Raw genomic sequence first — 17,332 nt, 5'->3', positions numbered from 1 at the left:
GGGCCCCAAGTTTTTGCGTAAACCGCGCAGGATGAACTTGGTTTTCGTTATATGTAGAATCGACACGTTAAGCAATCTAGTTACGGAGCGATAATGGCAAGCGAACGGTCAAAGGAATTAGCCGCCAAGCAGCGCGCGGAACGTAAGGCGCTGCGAGCGAAGAAACGCAATTCCGATAACCCTCGCGACTGGGGAACCATCAGGCAGCTGCACGAGGCGTGGAAGGCCACGTACGAGTTCGACAAGAAGCTGCCGCTCTTCGTGTTCGGCGCGTGGGCGCTGACGGCCGTCGTTGGTCTAGTTATCGGCCTGATCATCAGTACGGCTACAGGCAGCTCCTTCAGCTGGTTGTGGTTCCTGATCTTCGGCGTCCTGTTTGGCATGACCGTTGCGATGCTGGTGTTTACCAATCGCCTAAAGAAGGCCACGTACACCCGCTACGAGGGCCAGGCCGGTTCCGGCGAGGTTGCTCTTTCGATGCTGAACAAGAAGAAGTATCAGTACACCCCGGCCATCGCATTCAACCGCAACAAGGACGTCGTGCACCGCGTTGTCGGCCCATGCGGCCTGGTTCTGGTTGGCGATGGCCAGACCGGCGCCATCCGCAAGCTGCTTAAGACCGAGGCGAACCGTCACTCCGCAATCGCCTACAACGTCGACGTCAAGACAATCGTCATCGGCTACGGCGAGGGCCAGGTGCCGCTAAATGAGCTGGCAAAGCACATCCAGAGGATGCCCAAGAAGCTGGACAAGACCCAAGTTATCGATCTGAGCTCGCGTCTGAAGGCGCTGGATGCCAGCAAGCCTCGCATGCCAATACCCAAGGGCCCAATGCCCAACATGAAGGGCGCGCACCGGGCCATGCGTGGGCGCTAAATGGCGCACTTACTTGGGGCTCAGAATCTGAGCCTTTCCTACCCAACCAAGCAGGTTTTCGACTCGGTCACGCTAGGCATCTCTGACGGAGATCGAGTGGGTATCGTCGGCAGAAACGGCGATGGAAAGTCCAGTCTGCTCGGAATGCTCACAGGCCGAGTCGAGCCCGATTCGGGACAGGTGACATACCGCTCCGACTTGCGTGTGGGCGAGCTAACGCAGCGCGACGAACTCGATGGGAACATCAGCGTCGGCCGCTCGATCGTCGGTGACGTTGAGGAATACGTATGGGCTTCTGACCCAAGAATCAGGGACGTCATCACCGGCCTGGTTCCCGATCTCGACTGGGAAAAGCCCGTGGGCCAGCTCTCCGGTGGCCAGAGGCGAAGGGTCGCTCTGGCGAAGTTGCTGGTGGACGAATGGGAAGTCATCGCGCTTGACGAGCCGACAAACCACCTCGATATTGAGGGCGTCAACTGGCTGGCCGAGCACCTGAAGAATCGCTGGCCAAAGAACACCGGTGGGCTTCTGGTAATCACCCACGACAGATGGTTTTTGGACGAGGTAGCCACCACGACGTGGGAGGTTCACGATCAGATCGTCGAGCCTTTCGAGGGCGGTTACGCGGCATATGTTTTGCAGCGCGTCGAACGCGATCGAATCGCAGCGGCTACTGAGGCAAAACGCCAAAACATTATGCGCAAGGAACTCGCCTGGCTGCGCCGTGGCGCACCTGCGCGTACTAGCAAACCGAAGTTCCGCATTGAGGCCGCCAACGAACTAATCGCCAATGTACCGGAGCCCCGCAACAAGATTGAGCTTTCCAGATTGTCGATGGCTCGTCTGGGCAAGAGGGTCGTCGATCTTCTTGACGTGGACGTTTCTTACGGCGACCATCAGGTGCTTCATGGTGTCAACTGGAAGATCGCGCCTGGCGAGCGATCTGGAATCTTGGGGGCTAATGGCGCGGGCAAATCTACCCTTCTCGGGCTGATCTGCGGGACGATCGAGGCATCCAGCGGCAGCGTCAGGCGAGGCAAGACCGTCAAGTTTGGTGTGCTCGACCAACAGTTCTCGGCCCTAGCCGAAATCGGCACGGACAGGGTTCGTGAGGTGCTCAGCCGCACTCAAGCAACTTTCGACATCGGGGGCAAGGAACTCACCCCGGCTCAACTTTTGGAGCGGCTAGGGTTCTCGTCTGCACATCTCAGCGCATTCGTCAACGATCTTTCCGGCGGCCAGAAGCGCCGGCTTCAGTTGCTGATGGTGCTGCTTTCCGAACCGAACGTCCTGGTTCTCGACGAGCCAACCAACGACGTTGACACCGACATGCTTGCGGCCATGGAAGACGTGCTAGACACCTGGCCGGGCACCCTGCTGGTGGTAAGCCACGACCGATACCTGATCGAGCGCATCACAGATCAGCAGTACGCAATCCTGGGTGGCACGCTCCGCCACCTGCCCGGCGGCGTCGACGAATACCTCCGGTTAGCAAAGAAGCTCGATGACGGTGAGGTCCCCGCTCCCCTGGCTGCGGAGGAACCGACGAAACAGCTCGGGCCTTCCAGCGTTGATCTCCGCGCCCAGCGAAAAGAGATAGAGGCTGTGGAACGCAAGATCAAACGTCTGAGCGCATCGCAGGAGAAGCTGGAAGCTCAGATGGAAGATCATGACCCTAGCGACTACGTCTGGCTGACAGAACAGGGCGGGAAGCTGGTTGAGCTCCAGGAGCAAATATCTGAGCTCGAGGATAAATGGCTCGAACTAAACGTCTAAGGCTTTTATAGAATGTGGTGGCGGTTGCCTTTAATAGCAACCGCCACCACATTTTCTTAACTAGTTATTTTCAACGATTTCGACAAAATTATTGATATATCCCTTAACGAATTCGATAGTCTTTTCGTTATTAAATTTGCCCTCATCGTCAAGCAGCGTCGGCGACTGCCCCAGGAAAATTTCTGGCTGGCCGGGTAAGGTCATGTCGAAGTAGCTCAAGGCTAGACGCAGATTCTTCTGCGAGCTGTAGCCGCCCATTCGTCCAACAGAATGGCTGATTATGCCGGCCGGCAAGTTCTTCCAAGCCACATCAGAATTCGGTTTAGAGCCAACATCGACCGCATTTTTCAGGCAGGCAGGAATGCAGCGGTTATTCTCAGGAGTAACGAACAACACGCCGTCGCTGGCTTTGATTGTTTCGCGGAATTTGGTGTATTCGGCAGGCAGGCTCTTGTCTGTTACCTCTGGATCGTCGTAATCGAAATCGTATAGAGGCAGATCCCTGATTTCGACGATCTCAGCCTTATACCCTTCGGGGAAAAGGTCTATTACATTGTGTGCGATTTTCCGCGCAATTGATTCTCTGCGCAGACTGCCGACCAAAACAGAAATTTTTTTGACCATATTCATTCTTTCGTAACCTATCGCCCGATTCGGCTTTGGCAGGCGTTATGAAGGCTTCGAAGCATTTCGCGAAGCCGTTGCACGTCATTGCCCAAGCGCCTCGTCAGACTGTTTTACCTATTACTTAGAAGCTACCACTTTAAAAAAATTCGGTTCCATTACCCTCTTTTCCCCTTTTCCTTTGGTTTTGCTGAGAAGATATGCAAGTATCTGCATATGAACGCAGATAAGCAATCGTTCGATCTGAATAACGAATACATCGACTTGGCGGTGGAGGTCTTTTCGATGCTGGCGGATCCTACTCGCCTTCGAATAGTGATGATATTGAATGACTCAGAGCGTTCAGTAAACGAGATCGCCGGCATGCTAGGCAAGCAGCCCGCATCGGTCTCCCAGCATCTCGCCAAGCTGCGGATGGCGAGAATCGTTCAGACCCGCCAGGAGGGCCAGCGCGTCTTTTACCGGGTGGCTAACGAGCACGTATCTCAACTGGCCATCGACGCTCTCTACCAGGCAGAACACAGCGTCGAGGACATCCCTCGCCACCACAGGGCAGGCTAAAATGCTCAGCGTTTTCAGAAACGTGTCTTACGCCAAGCTATTCTCGGCTCAGTTCATAGCACTGGTCGGGACCGGCCTATTGACCGTTGCCCTCGGATTGCTCGCATACGACGTCGCGGGCTCGCAAGCGAGCATGGTTCTGGGCATAGCCATGACCATAAAGATGATCGCCTACGTTGGCATCTCGCCATTCATTTCAGCGCTGGTTGCCCCTTTACCCCAAAAAGCTGTTCTCATCTGTGCCGACCTGATTCGCGCGCTCGTCGCCTTCTGCTTGCCTTTTGTCGCGAATCCGCTAGAAATCTACATACTCATTTTCGTTCTTCAGGCGGCATCCGCGACGTTCACCCCGACTTTCCAATCCGTCATCCCCGAGATTTTGCCGGATGAGCGCGAATACACCAAAGCGCTCTCACTCTCGTCGCTGGCATACAACGTGGAATCTTTGATCAGCCCAGGGTTGGCAGCTGCGGCGCTTTTAGCCATGAGCTACAACCAACTATTTGTGGGCACCGCAATTGGCTTTTTCGGTTCTCTCGCGCTCGTAACTTCGACTGCTTTCCCGCAGCACCAACACGTGGAAGAGCCCCCTTTCTTAGACCGCGTGGCTGGCGGCGCCAAAAAGTTCTTGAGGGTTCCGGAGCTACGTTCGCTGATGGCGCTTAATGTTTGCGCTGCAGCGCCCATCGCTCTATCGATCATCACCACCACGAATTTGGTAAAGGTCGAGCTCGGCAGGGACGGCTCGGATGTGGCGATTCTTTTCGCCGCCTTCGGGGCAGGCTCCATGATGTCTGCTTTGCTGTTGCCCAAAATTCTAGATCGTGTATCCGACCGCTTGGTTCTAATCGTTGGTGCGTTCGCGATAGCTCTCACACTTGCAGCCACCGGATTCATCTTCACCTTCACCAGCAGCTGGATCGCGGCCTGTCTTTGCTGGTTAATTCTCGGCGCCACTTCCTCGCTAGTGATGACGCCTTCTGCGCGCATAATCAAAAGGAACTGCGACGAGCACACCTCCACGCAGCTGTTCACCGCTCAGTTCGCACTCTCGCACTCGTGTTATTTAGTCCTTTATCCGATGGCGGGATTCTTATGCGCCAGAATCCAGACGCCGCTGACCGCTATTGTATTCGCTGTTACGACGCTGGTCTTCGCAGTGCTAGCTACGTCGGCTTGGAGGAATCCAGCCAAAGAAAAATCCAAAGAAAATAGCAGAAGCCTGTGCCCCAGCAGCCAAAATAATGGCTAACCGAGGTACGCACTAGGTGCACTTTTCTGCCGCCGAACTATTTTTCACGGCAGAAAAATCTTTACCGGGTAAAAGTTTCATCCCCTTTGACAGCAGGTCGAAAAAACCAAGGCGGGCTATTGTCCTCCTGCTGGTGAAGCGTAAAACCGTTTCACCTAGTCAGAGGGCTATTTAATGGCGGCCCCGATAGGAATCGAACCTACGACACATGGTTTAGGAAACCACTGCTCTATCCCCTGAGCTACGGGGCCATCTCGGACTACAATAGCCGGTTTTTTGCTTTATACCCAAGACGACAGTGTCGCTTGGGCGTCAACGCGCTTTTTCTACTACCGTATCCACATGGCAGAAAATGGGCTCCAGGCCGCGATTGCGAAGATGCAGCAGGCCGAAATAGGTGCGTCGGCTATCGAAAGCTTCACTTTCTACTACCGGCAATTACAAGACGGCAAGATAGGCACGATCCGCGAAGAAGACATAGAACCGCTCACCGGCGTACCCGCCCTACGCGACATAGAGGTCGACAAAGCCTCGGCGAAAGATGCGCTGGCAAAAACCGTCATCATCAAGTTGAACGGCGGTCTCGGCACGTCCATGGGCTTGGACGGACCCAAGTCGTTGCTGCACGTGCGTGACGGACTCACCTTCCTGGACATTTCCGTTCGGCAGGTGCTCGCTGCGCGCAAACAATACGACGTCAGACTGCCGATTATTTTCATGCACTCTTTCGCCACCCGCAAACCTTGCCTGGACGCGCTCTCGGAGTATCCCGAGCTTACCGTCGATGGGCTCCCCATCGACTTCGAGCAGTCAAGCGAACCGAAGCTGGACGCGAGCGACCTGTCCCCCGTCTCGTGGCCCGCGGATCCGTCCCTCGAGTGGTGCCCTCCCGGCCACGGCGACATATATCCGTCCCTTCGCGACTCCGGAGTGCTGGATCAGCTGATCGAAGGCGGATACCGCTACGCCGCCGTCTCGAACGTCGACAATCTGGGCGCGCGTCCAGATGCCAGGCTCGCTGGCTGGTTCGCTAGCAGCGGAGCCGAGTTCGCTTGCGAGGTCTGCCGCCGCACCTCCAACGACCGCAAGGGAGGTCACCTGGCGGTAAGAAGATCCGACCAGCACATAATTTTGCGTGAATCGGCTCAGACCCGTGAAGAAGACTTCCAATACTTTTCCGACGAAAATCGCCACGCGATGTTCAACTCGAACAACCTGTGGCTGGATCTAGCGGCTCTGCGCGAGCGCTTAAATGATCGACACGGCGTCCTTGGGCTTCCTTTGATCAAAAACACTAAAACAGTTGACCCCACAGATCCGAGCAGCACCAAGGTGGTCCAGATCGAGACCGCGATGGGCGCAGCGATCGAGATCTTCAAGAAGTCTGCAGTTGTAGAAATCGACCGCGATCGCTTCGTGCCCGTGAAGAAAACGAACGAGCTGCTTATCCTGCGCTCCGACTGCTACAACTTGGACGACTCGTACCACCTGGTTGCCAATGCGAAGGCGCCGAAGGTCGATCTTGACCCTGATTACTATCAGTTGATCCAAGACTTCGACGCTAGGTTTCCTAAACCACTGCATCTTTCACGCGCTAGCGCCTTGAGCGTGAAAGGAGACGTCAGTTTCGGAGAAAACGTCGAGATAATCGGGGACGTAAAAATCGAGGCGCCCAAACCCACAAAGATTCCAGACAAAGAGGTAATCGAGGAGAACCGATGAGCCTCTATTCCGCTGCTTTTAGCGCGCTAAGTGGTGAAGATTGCGATCCTGGCGAGCAGGCAAATCTAAAAACTGCTGCCGCGGTTGCGAAGAAGATCGTAGAGAACGGTTGGAGCAGGGAGAAACTTTTAGCCCTTCGAGACGAGGCCCACGAGCAAGAACGACGCTGGCCATTCCCGGTATCGCCGAGAGCGAGGGGCGACGTCGGCCCGGCGCAGGCTCATGCTTTCATTCAACAGGTCTGCCTAGAGCTTGAGCTAAACGACAAGCAAAAACTTCGAGACGCAAGAATGCCGCTCAGCGCCCACGATGCTCAGTTGATAGCGCAACTGCCGCCTCACCACGGAAAAGTCGGGTGAGACGGCAGCGCAATAAAAAAATTACTTGCTTGCTTTCTCGCTTAGGATGTCGCGGATCTCGGTAAGCAGCTGGTTGTCCGTAGGCGGCAGTTCTTTCTCTTCCTTGCCCTTGGATACTCGACGATTTAACTCGTTCATCGGCTTTACGACCAGGAAAAACAAAACAGCCGAGACGATCAAAAACGAAGCAACTGCGGTCAAAAATTCCCCGAGCGGAAGTCCAAATGGCTGGAATGCGTCGAAATTTGGCTCTTTACCGAAAATAAGAGATATCAGGCTTAAGAAGATGTTGGTGAACGAGTCAACAACTTTGCTGAACGCAGCACCCATGATGAAAGCGACTGCCAGTTCGACGAGGTTGCCTCGCATAATGAATTCCTTGAATTCTTTCATTTCTCCCCTTTTCTTAGATACGACGACAATCAAGCTACCTGCCTATCAAGATAGTGACAAAGCCTTTGCAATCTAACCGAAGACAATGCCCAACTTGGACTGCGCGGACGCGGAAGCTAGTGCATTAGCCGTCTGTTCGTCGGCAGAAACCACGACTAGGGCACCCGTCTGCGCTCCGCCGAATTCTGCCGTCTCGACTTCGGGCAAAGCTGCGACCTTCACGTTGCTGGCGACGGTCTGACTGGTGCCGTCTGAGGAATTCGCCACGACCGAGATGACATCGCCCACTTTTAGTAGAGACACGACCTGGGTGTCGTCGACGCGGAACGGCACGAGTTTCTCTGATCCCGAGGATTGTTGCGAACCAAATATGACCGAATTTGTGAGCATGGTTCCAGAGCCCAGGTTTGCGGTCAGGGTGCGTCCAACCAGTTGGCTCGAATCGGAAATGACGTCCTCGGGAAGGTACTCGTCCGGGACGTCTCTGGCGGTGAAGTCTTGGGCGCTTAGCTTTGTTCCGGCACTAAGCGAAGAAGCGGCAACGAAGACCTGGGTGCTTTTTGCGGGGCGCGGAGCCAACGCATAAACGATGCAAAAGACACTTGCCACCGCACAAAGCGCCGCCACCTCTCTTCTGTACCAGAGAAAAAGGTGGCGAAGGCGCGCGACGGGTTGACTTTTCTTAGTGCTCACGTATTGAACTATTGACGCGAAACGCCAAAAAGTTCACCCGTTCAAAGATTATTTACTTGCCGCGGGCTTGGATTCCGTTTTCTTTTCCGCAGGCTTCGGGCTGTTACGCGGGCTGGCAGCCTTGGAAGAACTGTTATCGGTTGAGTAGAAACCGGACCCTTTGAAGATGATTCCCGATGGGCTAAAGATTTTGCGTAGCTCACCCTTACACTCGGGGCAGACCGTCAGGGCGTCATCGCTGAACTTCTGGAAAACTTCCAGATCGGTTCCACAATCCCTGCAACGATACTGATAGGTAGGCATCTTCACTTCCTGTTTGGCACTCTTTAAATACGACTGCTAACTGTAGACCATTCGCAGCCGCTTTCCGTAACTAGGACGTCAACGGAATTGTCGTGCGGCAGCGCTTCAACCTCGTCCACAATCTCATCAGCGTAGAGCAGACAGACCCGAAGACAGCTTTGGGGAAGACGGGACAACGCACGGTCGAACCAGCCGCCACCCGTGCCGAGGCGGTTGCCGTCCTTGTCAGCTGCCAGCGCCGAGACCACGATCACGTCCGGTGAGATTTCGTCTGCAAGCGGCTCCAGAGTCGGTTCTGGTATCCCCTGCCACCCAGGTCTTGTGAGTTCGTCGAATCGACCGGGGTCCAGCAGTACCCAATCCGGGGATTTGGTCTTCGGAAAAGTTCTCAAGACTGGCACGTATAAAGGCCTTGGCCAAGACCGAACAAAGCCTATGGTGTCCGGCTCGGGCGGAGTGGACAGGTATATCGCCACTTTTTGCGCATAGCCAATAATCTTTTCCAGGTTTTGGCGACGGGCTTCGTCGAATCTCTTTCGCGTCTCATCTGATATAGCTGAGCGCCTATCGCGATATAGTGCACGCGCCTCGGCGCGCTTGGCAGCACAAATCTTGCTCATTCGCCTATCGTAGTGCCATGGCATTTTTCCGACGCTCAAAGAAAATCGAGCAGAACACCTCTTCCGAGGAGGCACAGGAACTGCGTCCCAGCCTTCCGCAGCCTCCCGAGGCGAATGAGTTCGGGCGACGCAGCCTGGACGATCAGCGGCAGTACCTGCTCAGCCTGATCGAGCCCCTGCCCGCATTCGGGATGTATCTCCTCGACGCGTGGGGAATGCCAATTTGCGAAGACATTCACGCCAGCGCGGACCTGCCGCCGACGGACGTGGCCGACTCCAACGGATACGCCATTTCGTCGTCCTTCGCGCTTCCGGGCTCTAGGGTGCGCGGAGTGCCCGTCACCGTCGGCCAGGAAATGCCGTCCGGAACTGACGCCGTAGTGACGCATGCCGACGCCAACTGCATCGTGGACGTTACCAAGCAGGTCAACGCCGGCTTAAACGTTCGCGTCTCAGGGTCCGGGGTTCGTAAGGGCGAATTGCTGATCAAGAACGGAACCGTCTTGAATGCGCGATTAAGCGGGCTGCTAGCAGGCGCAGGCTTCGACCGCGTTCTGGCTAGGCCCAGGCCGCGCGTCGTTGTGCTGGATGTGGTGGATTCCGCCGCGACTTCGGTCAGCGAACGGGCGGTCAGCGAGGTCAACTCCCACCTGATCGCCGCAGCTTTGAAGGCCGATGGAGCGCAGGTCTGGCGAGTAGATATTCCGGCTGGCACCGACGAACAGCTGCGCGACATGGTCAGCGACCAGCTGATCCGCGCCGACTTGATTGTGTCAGCAGCCGGACTGGCTACTTCCCAGATGGTCCAGGTCGTCGACTCCATGGGTCTGGTCGACGTCGCCGATATCGCCGTGTCCCCCGGCGGCAAGGCGGCCTTCGGACTAATCGGCGAAGACGCTATCCCGATGTTCTTACTGCCAAGCAACCCGACCGATGCATACGTCACTTATCTAACCCTCGTTCGTGCGGTGGTAGCCAAGCTGATGGGGCTGGAAACTTTCGTTCCAGCATCCGAGGAATACCCTTCTGCCGAAAGGCTGGAATCGCCAGCCGGAATGACTCAGTTCCTGACCGCCAAAATCATCGACGGCAAAGCGGTTGCTCTCGCATCCGCCGAGAATGGACTACTTCTTGACATCGCGAGCTGCGACGGGTTGATCTGCCTGCCTGATCACGTCACGAGCGTCAACGAAGGCGATCCTGTGGGGTTCATTAGGCTCGCAGAGGAGCGAATTTAATAAATTCTCAGGCTGTTTGGCTGACACTCCGTAAGGGCTCCCAGAATTAGTAAATTTTTGCCCTAGATTCATCCGTATGATTACGGGGTTGATCTTCGCAGCGATTGCGATTTTGTGGGCTGCGTATCTGGTGCCGAGGGGAACTCGCCGCGATCGAGGTTGGGTGAAGTTAGACGACGACTCGATGTCGAATTTCAACGCATCGGTTCAACTAGTTCGAGACTGTTCATCCGGAGACTCCGAAAGCGAATACCAGGTTTCCACACCGCTGATTCGCAGGGCAGTGAAGTACGAGATTAGACGCGGCAAGCAGGTTGCTGCGAGGCGACGCAGGGTTGGCCTGATCGGCAACACGCTGATCTTCATCGCGACGATCGTGCTGCCGTTTTTCACTTCGTTTTCGCATTGGATCACGCTCGGTGGTGCCCTGGTTCTGATCGCATGGCTGACACTGTCTCGCTACTCTGTATGCGCAATGGACAGGGTTTCCAAGCGCATCCTAGCGCGCTGCGAGCTCATTGGTGACGAGCCCACCGTCGTCATCGAAGAGTCCGAATTGAATCGTGGCCGCGATTCCGGTGAGCGCTCCATTCGAATCCGCCTTGAGGAGACGCTGGATTCTCTGCTCGCGCCTATTCCCGTCACCCCGACGACGTACGTCAGCAAACCTCTGCTACCCCGTTCCGTACGCACAGTCGACCTGTCGGCACCCATGGTTGAGCAGAAGCCGGTCACTTCCGCACACCCGGACGTCAAGACCATCTTCGACGACGAAGAAACCGAAATTCTCGACAACGACCTGCCTCGCGCCGTTGGTGAATAACACTTAAGACGAAGGTTTTGAGCTAGCCCGCAAGCGGTGCTAATCTGAACATCTGTCGAGGGGCTATGGCGCAGTTGGTAGCGCGTCTCGTTCGCAATGAGAAGGCCGGGGGTTCGAATCCCCCTAGCTCCACCCGAGTAGGTCGCAGAAACAAAACATTTCGCCCCACTCAAATTAACGCAGGGGACTCGAGTCTGAGGGGCTCACCGCGTTAAGGAAATGCATTAAAGCTTTTTAAGCAGCAAACGTTAACAAAATTAGCAGGCTGACCATTAAAACCGACACACTAAACCTGGCTTTTTTAGGTAGCGCCGCAGGAGGAGATTCTTAGATGAGCTTTGAAAACGTCGAAGAAGACGATGACTTGTTTCCTGTTCAGGGGCCTAAAATTACCAGCCCGGGTCTGCATAAATGTTCGATAACAGAAGCAGCAAGAGCATACGCCGAAAACAGTGGCTGGTACTTCGACATGAATGATGTTTTATACGACCATAACAAGAAGAAACTTTGCGACTCTATCGAAGAACTCGCTGAAATTTTGCTTTCAAACGACTGCATTTCCATATCAAAAGATGGATACTTCCCGAACTGGACACCTTTGCCTTTCCCAGACTCTCGCGCCAAGGTCGTGCGGAGTACACTTAGGCAAAGATAAACTTCGCTTGCAGCTACAAGACACATGAAAATTTGAAACGTAGTCAAACTTAATCGGGAGTTGTGCGCTTTCGATGAGTTGATCAACCTCATGGATTTCTGTCGCATCGGGACTGGCCGACCACTAATTAGAGACAAAAGATCGCAAAGCCAAAAGACTTCTAGCTAGAGTCTCGAGCAAATCTACCAATTTGCGCCTTCGAGATTCTGGCGGCATCGGAATAGCTAAAGTAGCGGCTTTCTCTCCGCTCAGGCCTTCCTTCGTCGAACCACTCTGAAGACGCATAATGTCTTGATAGGTGGGGTGAGCAATTAAAATCTGGTGTAGATATTCTGATAGACGGCTATCTTCAAGACGCAAAATCAATATGTGCTGATTAATGTTAGCCGACTCAAAATCTTGCGGTACAACCGCAGAACGCCCAATTGAAGCTCCCGTAATATTAAGCAGTACATCAAGTGGACGTACGTGGCTATTCTTTTTACCTTCATGCAAAGCCGGTGAGATCCTCGCAACGCCTTCAAGTCGCAGGCCATCATTGTGAACATTCTGAGAGCGGAGAAAGATAACACCCTTATCTTGGTAGACCGCTTTGCCACCCTTGGGAGTACTGCCAGAAGCTATATGCACGCACAACGACCCTAAGGGTACCAACGGCCAGGGCGATCTACTCCACGCTGATTCAGAATCCACTGCTACTCGTCGCAACCGCTGCATCCGACGCGAAATAGAACCTCTACTGCGCTCAATGCTCCCGTCATCCCACGCATACTCACCAGATAATTCATGAGTGCCGGGTTGATTGATGATAAACGACGGCAAGATACTCTCAAACTCCATGACGAGCTTGCGGTCTAGATCTTCTCTCTCTCTCTCTCTCGAGTTCAGCAAGACGATCAATGAGCGGCATGGCCTGATCGAGTTTAGCTACTATTCGATCTTGTTCGGCACGTGGAGGTACCGGAACTGTGATTAGGCTCAGCACCTTATTGCTCAAATTCGCAATATTGGTTGTTTGAGTTGCATTGTTTGTAAATACCCCAGAAATAAAGAGCTGGCGTATAACATAATGGCCAAATCTAAGAGAAAACACGAGCGGCGAATATGCTCTAGCTACTGTTAAGAATCCACCGAAGGTTGCCCGTTCTTCTTCATTCCAAAATATTGATTTCCCCACTAGAGCTCTAGAATTAGCGGTAGATATGACTATGTCGCCCTGCCTGAGCAGAAGATCATCGCGTTTTAAATATTTTGAGCCCACAAAAACATCTGCCAGCTCCGAGTATTCCCGCTGAACCGACCCAGTAGTCAGGCAACGTTCTGACCCAGGAAGAAAAATCGAAGATTTCTCCGAGCTTGGGAACGTAATTCCACGTATCAGCCCGAATAGATCTGACAACCGTGCCCAAGACCAAGTGTTTGGTATACCAAATCGCTTCTCTGAATCAGCAATGACTGGCAGGGGCTTCTGTTTTTTGAGTTTGCCCGCCTTGACTAAGGCGTTACGTTCGGTAGCGATTTTTTCGAGTAATTCTGCTGCGGTGCCGTCTTCTTCGCGTTGATCGGTGAGCTGGCCGCTTACAGCAGCTTGGAGCACAGCTTGGCGGAGTTTTTCTGCGATCATGCTTTTGCCTCGGCCAGGATTTGTTCTATGAGTGCGATTTGCTCATCTATAGCCTTGTCTAGTTCGGCGCGGCGTTTTTTATAGCGGGTGATGGTTTCTTCAGGGGTGAGGATTTCTTCGGTTTCTTGTGGGTAGCCGCATTGGTCAAGGTTGTAGCCCAAATCGGCTAGTCCTTGTGCGCTGAAGGCACGTGCCTTGTAGGTTTCACCGTTGATGTCTTTGATTTCGGTGCGGTTGTTCCACCACTGCCAGCACTCGTCGAAATGAGCGAGTTGCATGGGCCGGGTTTTGCTGAATGCTTTGTAGCCTTCAGGTAGGTCTACCCGGTAGAACCAGGTTTTCTCAGTCGCCTTGGTATTATCGAAGAATAAAAGGTTCGTAGCAATCGAGGTGTATGGGGAAAACACCGATCCGGGTAGCCGGATGATGGTGTGGAGATTGAACTCGTTTAAGAGTTTCTTTTTGATCTCGGTTTTAGCCCGGTCACTGCCAAACAGGAGCCCGTCTGGAAGCACGACGGCGGCCCGCCCACCAGCTTTCAGCCGGTACATGATGAGCGCGATGAACAAGTCAGCGGTTTCTGAGGAACGCAGCGCGGCAGGAAAGTTCGTTTGAATAGTTTTCTGTTCGGTTCCCCCGTATGGCGGATTCATAAGGATCAGCGAGAACTTCTCGTGGTCTTTATATTCGCGCACATTCCTGGTCAGCGAATTACCGTGATAGAAATTCGGTGAGGACACATCATGCAAAAGCAGATTAGTAAGCCCCAGCAGATACGGCATTGGTTTCTTCTCAATACCAAACACAATCTCGTTGTAGCGCTGCCGATCCGCAACGGTTTTGATCTGGGTTTCTAGGTGTTTGAGGCTTGAAGTGAGGAACCCGCCTGTGCCTGCCGCGAAATCAGCGATAGTGTCATCCAGCGTGGGGTTGGTGGCTTTAACCATGAAATCGGTGACAGCCCGCGGGGTGTAGAACTCGCCACTGCTGCCTGCGCTTTGCAGGTCTTTGAGCAGGGTCTCATAAATCTCACCGAACGAGTGACTCTCGTTGTAGTCATCGAAGTTAATGGAATCAACCAGGTTGACCAGTTGGCGGATAAGCACCCCATCTTTCATGTACTGGTTAGCATCATCAAACACCGACCGAACAATCGCCTTACGGATAGGGGTTTTAGGCGTGATGGGCAGGGTTTTAAGCGTTGGGAATAGCTCGTTGTTGACAAAATCAAGTAGCTTGTCACTAGTCAACGCCTGCCCGTCTTTGTGGTCAACAGCCCACGCTCCCCACTGCAGATGAGCGGGGATAATTGAGGTGTAGTTATCTTCTAGCGCGGCCCAGTCTTGTTCTTTCGCGTCATAAACCTTCAAAAACAGCATCCAAGTGAGCTGCTCGATACGTTGCGCGTCACCATTAATACCCGCATCCCCGCGCATTATGTTACGCGAAGTAGAGATGAATGAATTAAGACCCATGTGTTTTCGTGTTCTCCCCGGCTAGTTAGGACGTTGCATACAACTGGTTGATGAGTTCTTGGACGGCCTGTTGATAGCTCGTTTTCCCACCAAACAAGCTAATGATTTTCGCAGGTGAGCCAAGATGAATAAACGGGTCATTAGCTAGCACCCGAATATCTTCAACCTGGCTGATTCCTATCGTGGCGTACTTGTCGAGCAGAGCCTGCAGTACTTTCACGCATTCGCCAGAATAGCGATGCAGGTAGCCTCTCTTTTGCACATTCTTCACTCGCTCGCCGCGAGTAAGCGGTGGCTTGTCGTAGGCCACATGCAAGATCAAATCAAAATCGTCCAACTCGGCCCCAATAGCGCCTGCCTCTTCCCGCAGTGCATCCAAAAACACCCCGCTATCTTTCAGTTCCTCAGCCAACGCTGCCTTACGGTCAGCCGATAACCAGCCGTGCAGAAAATCCTCCAACGTCGCATACTGGCCAAGCAGGCTTTTACGAGAAAAATCAGTAACCGACTCATTAACCAACTTGCCGGTTTGTGGATCAATGAACTGCACCCGCTCATTAAGCAACGCCACCTCCACACCGCATACCCGAACCTTGCGTCTCGGCCCAGGTGGCTGGACGGGCTTGCCACTACCGCCACAGGTAGTACCTACAGGGATGCTTACTGCCGGTGGCTCATCGCCACCATCTTGTGGTCCATCGGTATTTTCATCATCGTCTGGAATGATCGGCTCATCGCCGGGCTTTGCCGTGACGGTATTGATAACGGCAGGTTCCCCATCGAAATCAGGATCAGCGAACAGACGGGTAGAACCCCGGAAATCCATGATCGTGAAGAACTCTTTGCCATACTCAGGCGCAAGCCTGGTTCCCCGACCAATAATCTGCTTAAACTCGGTCATCGACTGAATATTCGATTCCAACACAATCAATTTGCAAGTTCGCACATCAACCCCGGTCGTCAACAACTTCGAGGTCGTCACAATCGTGGGATACTTCTCGCTTGGGTCAGCGAAATTATCCAACTGAGCCTTACCCTCAGCGTCATCACCGGTGATACGCATCACATAGCGATAATCTTCCACCACCTGCTCAAGACACTCATTCGCTAATGCCTGACGCATCCTCTCCGCATGGTCGATATCAACACAAAACACAATAGTTTTCGAGTCTTGACCGTTCTTCTTCAACCACGCCGCCACATACTTAGCGACCAGCCGAGTACGGTCATCAATCACCAAATCCCGGTCATAATCTTTAACGTTATATTCTCTATCCTCTACCAGCTGACCATCCACATCACGCTGACCCTCATAGGGCCGCCAGCCCTCAAGATCAATATCGATACCAACTCGAAGCACCTTATACGGGGCAAGGAACCCGTCCTCAATACCCTCACGAAGCGAATACGTATAAATCGGGTCACCAAAATACGTAATATTCGAGACCTCTTTAGTCTCCTTCGGGGTAGCCGTCATCCCAAGATGAATAGCGCCGGAAAAATAATCCAGCACCCTACGCCACCTAGACTCATCCCTAGCAGAACCCCGGTGACACTCATCAACCACCACCAAATCAAAAAACTCAGGCTTAAACTGACGGAAAGGCTCCTACCCCTCATCCCCGGCAAGCTGGTGATACAAACTCAAATACACTTCACGCGAAGAATCCAGGCTGCGGTGAGCAACCTTCACCACACGATTACCAAACGGAGCAAAATCACGCGAAATCGTCTGATCCAACAACACATTACGATCCGCTAAATACAACACCCGTTTCACAGCGCCCGCTTCCAGTAAGCGCCAAATAATCTGAAACGCCGTGAAAGTCTTCCCTGTGCCAGTAGCCATCACCAGCAGCAAGCGCTTATCGCCTTGCGCTACCCGCTCCACCGTCCGATCAACAGCAACCTGCTGATAATAACGCGGAGCTTTACCTGAGAAAGCATCAAAATAATACGGCTCACACACAACCTGCTGAGCATGCGAATCGAGCCGCTTAGCTCCCACATAACGGTGCCAAAGCTGAATTTCAGTCGGGAACTCATCCATTGTTATTTCCCGCTCTGCACCGGTGAGAAAGTCATGCTCCACAAACCCGTAACCGTTAGACGAATACGCAAACGGGGCGTCTAGCTTCACCGCATACCCCATCGCCTGCTGCAAACCAGCACCCACCGAGTGAGACGCATCCTTAGCCTCAACAACGGCTAAGGCCTTACCTATGGAAGTTTTCAAAACATAATCAGCTTTACCGCGCTTACCGCGACGAGTAGACCTGCCCTGCACAATAATCTGGCCGTCAGTGAACGCCTCCATAAACAACTGTTCACGAGCCCA

The 17,332-nt window shown here is 53.6% G+C and carries 17 protein-coding genes, 2 tRNA genes and 1 pseudogene; 10 read left to right on the top strand and 10 right to left on the bottom strand.

The features are described 5' to 3' along the window. Positions 1-90 precede the first annotated feature (90 nt). Both G556_RS0104490 and G556_RS0104485 read left to right on the top strand, forming a co-directional pair. Complete coding sequence (locus G556_RS0104490; RefSeq protein ID WP_169337625.1) at positions 91-876, top strand: DUF4191 domain-containing protein; 786 nt, start codon at positions 91-93, stop codon at positions 874-876. Continuing rightward, on the top strand, positions 877-2,652 hold the full coding sequence (locus G556_RS0104485; protein WP_028821919.1) for an ABC-F family ATP-binding cassette domain-containing protein: 1,776 nt from the start codon (positions 877-879) through the stop codon (positions 2,650-2,652). A 60-nt stretch (positions 2,653-2,712) separates the two neighbouring features. On the opposite strand, the gene G556_RS0104480 is transcribed toward G556_RS0104485, so the two are convergent. After that, on the bottom strand, positions 2,713-3,282 hold the full coding sequence (locus tag G556_RS0104480; protein ID WP_233418183.1) for an NADPH-dependent FMN reductase: 570 nt from the start codon (positions 3,280-3,282) through the stop codon (positions 2,713-2,715). 210 nt (positions 3,283-3,492) lie between these two features. Here G556_RS0104480 and G556_RS0104470 point away from each other — a divergent pair, with 210 nt between their 5' ends. Next, on the top strand, positions 3,493-3,837 hold the full coding sequence (locus G556_RS0104470; protein ID WP_028821917.1) for an ArsR/SmtB family transcription factor: 345 nt from the start codon (positions 3,493-3,495) through the stop codon (positions 3,835-3,837). Between the two features lies 1 nt (position 3,838). After that, complete coding sequence (locus G556_RS0104465) at positions 3,839-5,089, top strand: MFS transporter (protein ID WP_028821916.1); 1,251 nt, start codon at positions 3,839-3,841, stop codon at positions 5,087-5,089. 175 nt (positions 5,090-5,264) lie between these two features. On the opposite strand, the gene G556_RS0104460 is transcribed toward G556_RS0104465, so the two are convergent. Beyond that, positions 5,265-5,340, bottom strand: a tRNA-Arg gene (locus tag G556_RS0104460). A gap of 91 nt (positions 5,341-5,431) precedes the next feature. On the opposite strand from G556_RS0104460, the gene G556_RS0104455 reads away from it, so the two are divergent. Together G556_RS0104455 and G556_RS0104450 are read left to right on the top strand one after the other, a co-directional pair. Continuing rightward, positions 5,432-6,811, top strand: a complete 1,380-nt coding sequence (locus tag G556_RS0104455) for a UTP--glucose-1-phosphate uridylyltransferase (RefSeq protein WP_028821915.1) — start codon at positions 5,432-5,434, stop codon at positions 6,809-6,811. Then, positions 6,808-7,170: a hypothetical protein gene (locus tag G556_RS0104450; RefSeq protein ID WP_028821914.1), complete on the top strand. Its 363-nt coding sequence runs from the start codon at positions 6,808-6,810 to the stop codon at positions 7,168-7,170. Before G556_RS0104455 ends, G556_RS0104450 begins: the two co-directional genes overlap by 4 nt. 21 nt (positions 7,171-7,191) lie before the next feature. Here G556_RS0104450 and mscL read toward each other — a convergent pair whose 3' ends face one another. From mscL to G556_RS11040, 4 genes are all read right to left on the bottom strand, one after another. Further along, positions 7,192-7,563, bottom strand: coding sequence for a large conductance mechanosensitive channel protein MscL (mscL, locus tag G556_RS0104445; RefSeq protein WP_028821913.1), 372 nt, complete (start codon positions 7,561-7,563; stop codon positions 7,192-7,194). A gap of 72 nt (positions 7,564-7,635) precedes the next feature. Continuing rightward, complete coding sequence (locus G556_RS0104440; protein ID WP_028821912.1) at positions 7,636-8,172, bottom strand: SAF domain-containing protein; 537 nt, start codon at positions 8,170-8,172, stop codon at positions 7,636-7,638. A 132-nt stretch (positions 8,173-8,304) separates the two neighbouring features. Further along, on the bottom strand, positions 8,305-8,559 hold the full coding sequence (locus tag G556_RS0104435; protein ID WP_028821911.1) for an FmdB family zinc ribbon protein: 255 nt from the start codon (positions 8,557-8,559) through the stop codon (positions 8,305-8,307). A 23-nt stretch (positions 8,560-8,582) separates the two neighbouring features. Next, on the bottom strand, positions 8,583-9,179 hold the full coding sequence (locus G556_RS11040; RefSeq protein WP_162139752.1) for a 5-formyltetrahydrofolate cyclo-ligase: 597 nt from the start codon (positions 9,177-9,179) through the stop codon (positions 8,583-8,585). A gap of 17 nt (positions 9,180-9,196) precedes the next feature. Between G556_RS11040 and G556_RS0104425 the strand changes: the two genes are divergently transcribed. From G556_RS0104425 to G556_RS0104410, 4 genes are all read left to right on the top strand, one after another. Beyond that, positions 9,197-10,417: a MoeA family protein gene (locus G556_RS0104425; protein ID WP_028821910.1), complete on the top strand. Its 1,221-nt coding sequence runs from the start codon at positions 9,197-9,199 to the stop codon at positions 10,415-10,417. A gap of 76 nt (positions 10,418-10,493) precedes the next feature. Then, entirely contained in the window at positions 10,494-11,240 is a 747-nt protein-coding gene (locus G556_RS0104420; protein WP_028821909.1) for a hypothetical protein, read from the top strand. Between the two features lie 59 nt (positions 11,241-11,299). After that, positions 11,300-11,372 (top strand) — tRNA-Ala (locus G556_RS0104415). Positions 11,373-11,571: 199 nt separating this feature from the next. Next, on the top strand, positions 11,572-11,895 hold the full coding sequence (locus tag G556_RS0104410) for a hypothetical protein (RefSeq protein WP_028821908.1): 324 nt from the start codon (positions 11,572-11,574) through the stop codon (positions 11,893-11,895). Positions 11,896-12,018: 123 nt separating this feature from the next. On the opposite strand, the gene G556_RS11400 is transcribed toward G556_RS0104410, so the two are convergent. The 4 genes and pseudogenes from G556_RS11400 to hsdR all read right to left on the bottom strand — a co-directional run bounded on the left by G556_RS11400 (position 12,019) and on the right by hsdR (position 17,044). Continuing rightward, positions 12,019-12,525: a restriction endonuclease subunit S domain-containing protein gene (locus G556_RS11400; protein WP_155941742.1), complete on the bottom strand. Its 507-nt coding sequence runs from the start codon at positions 12,523-12,525 to the stop codon at positions 12,019-12,021. Positions 12,526-12,724: 199 nt separating this feature from the next. After that, positions 12,725-13,519 (bottom strand): restriction endonuclease subunit S, encoded by a 795-nt coding sequence (locus G556_RS0104405; protein ID WP_028821907.1) that lies wholly within the window; start codon positions 13,517-13,519, stop codon positions 12,725-12,727. Continuing rightward, positions 13,516-14,994 (bottom strand): class I SAM-dependent DNA methyltransferase, encoded by a 1,479-nt coding sequence (locus G556_RS0104400; protein WP_028821906.1) that lies wholly within the window; start codon positions 14,992-14,994, stop codon positions 13,516-13,518. The genes G556_RS0104405 and G556_RS0104400 overlap by 4 nt, the downstream gene beginning before the upstream one ends. A gap of 25 nt (positions 14,995-15,019) precedes the next feature. After that, positions 15,020-17,044: pseudogene (hsdR, locus tag G556_RS11855) on the bottom strand (EcoAI/FtnUII family type I restriction enzme subunit R). Between the last annotated feature and the right edge of the window lie 288 nt (positions 17,045-17,332).

Source organism: Propionimicrobium lymphophilum DSM 4903, from assembly GCF_000423485.1.
GTDB lineage: Bacteria > Actinomycetota > Actinomycetes > Propionibacteriales > Propionibacteriaceae > Propionimicrobium > Propionimicrobium lymphophilum.
Note: the sequence above shows the minus strand (reverse complement) of the source record. Positions and strands in the feature narration are given on the sequence as shown.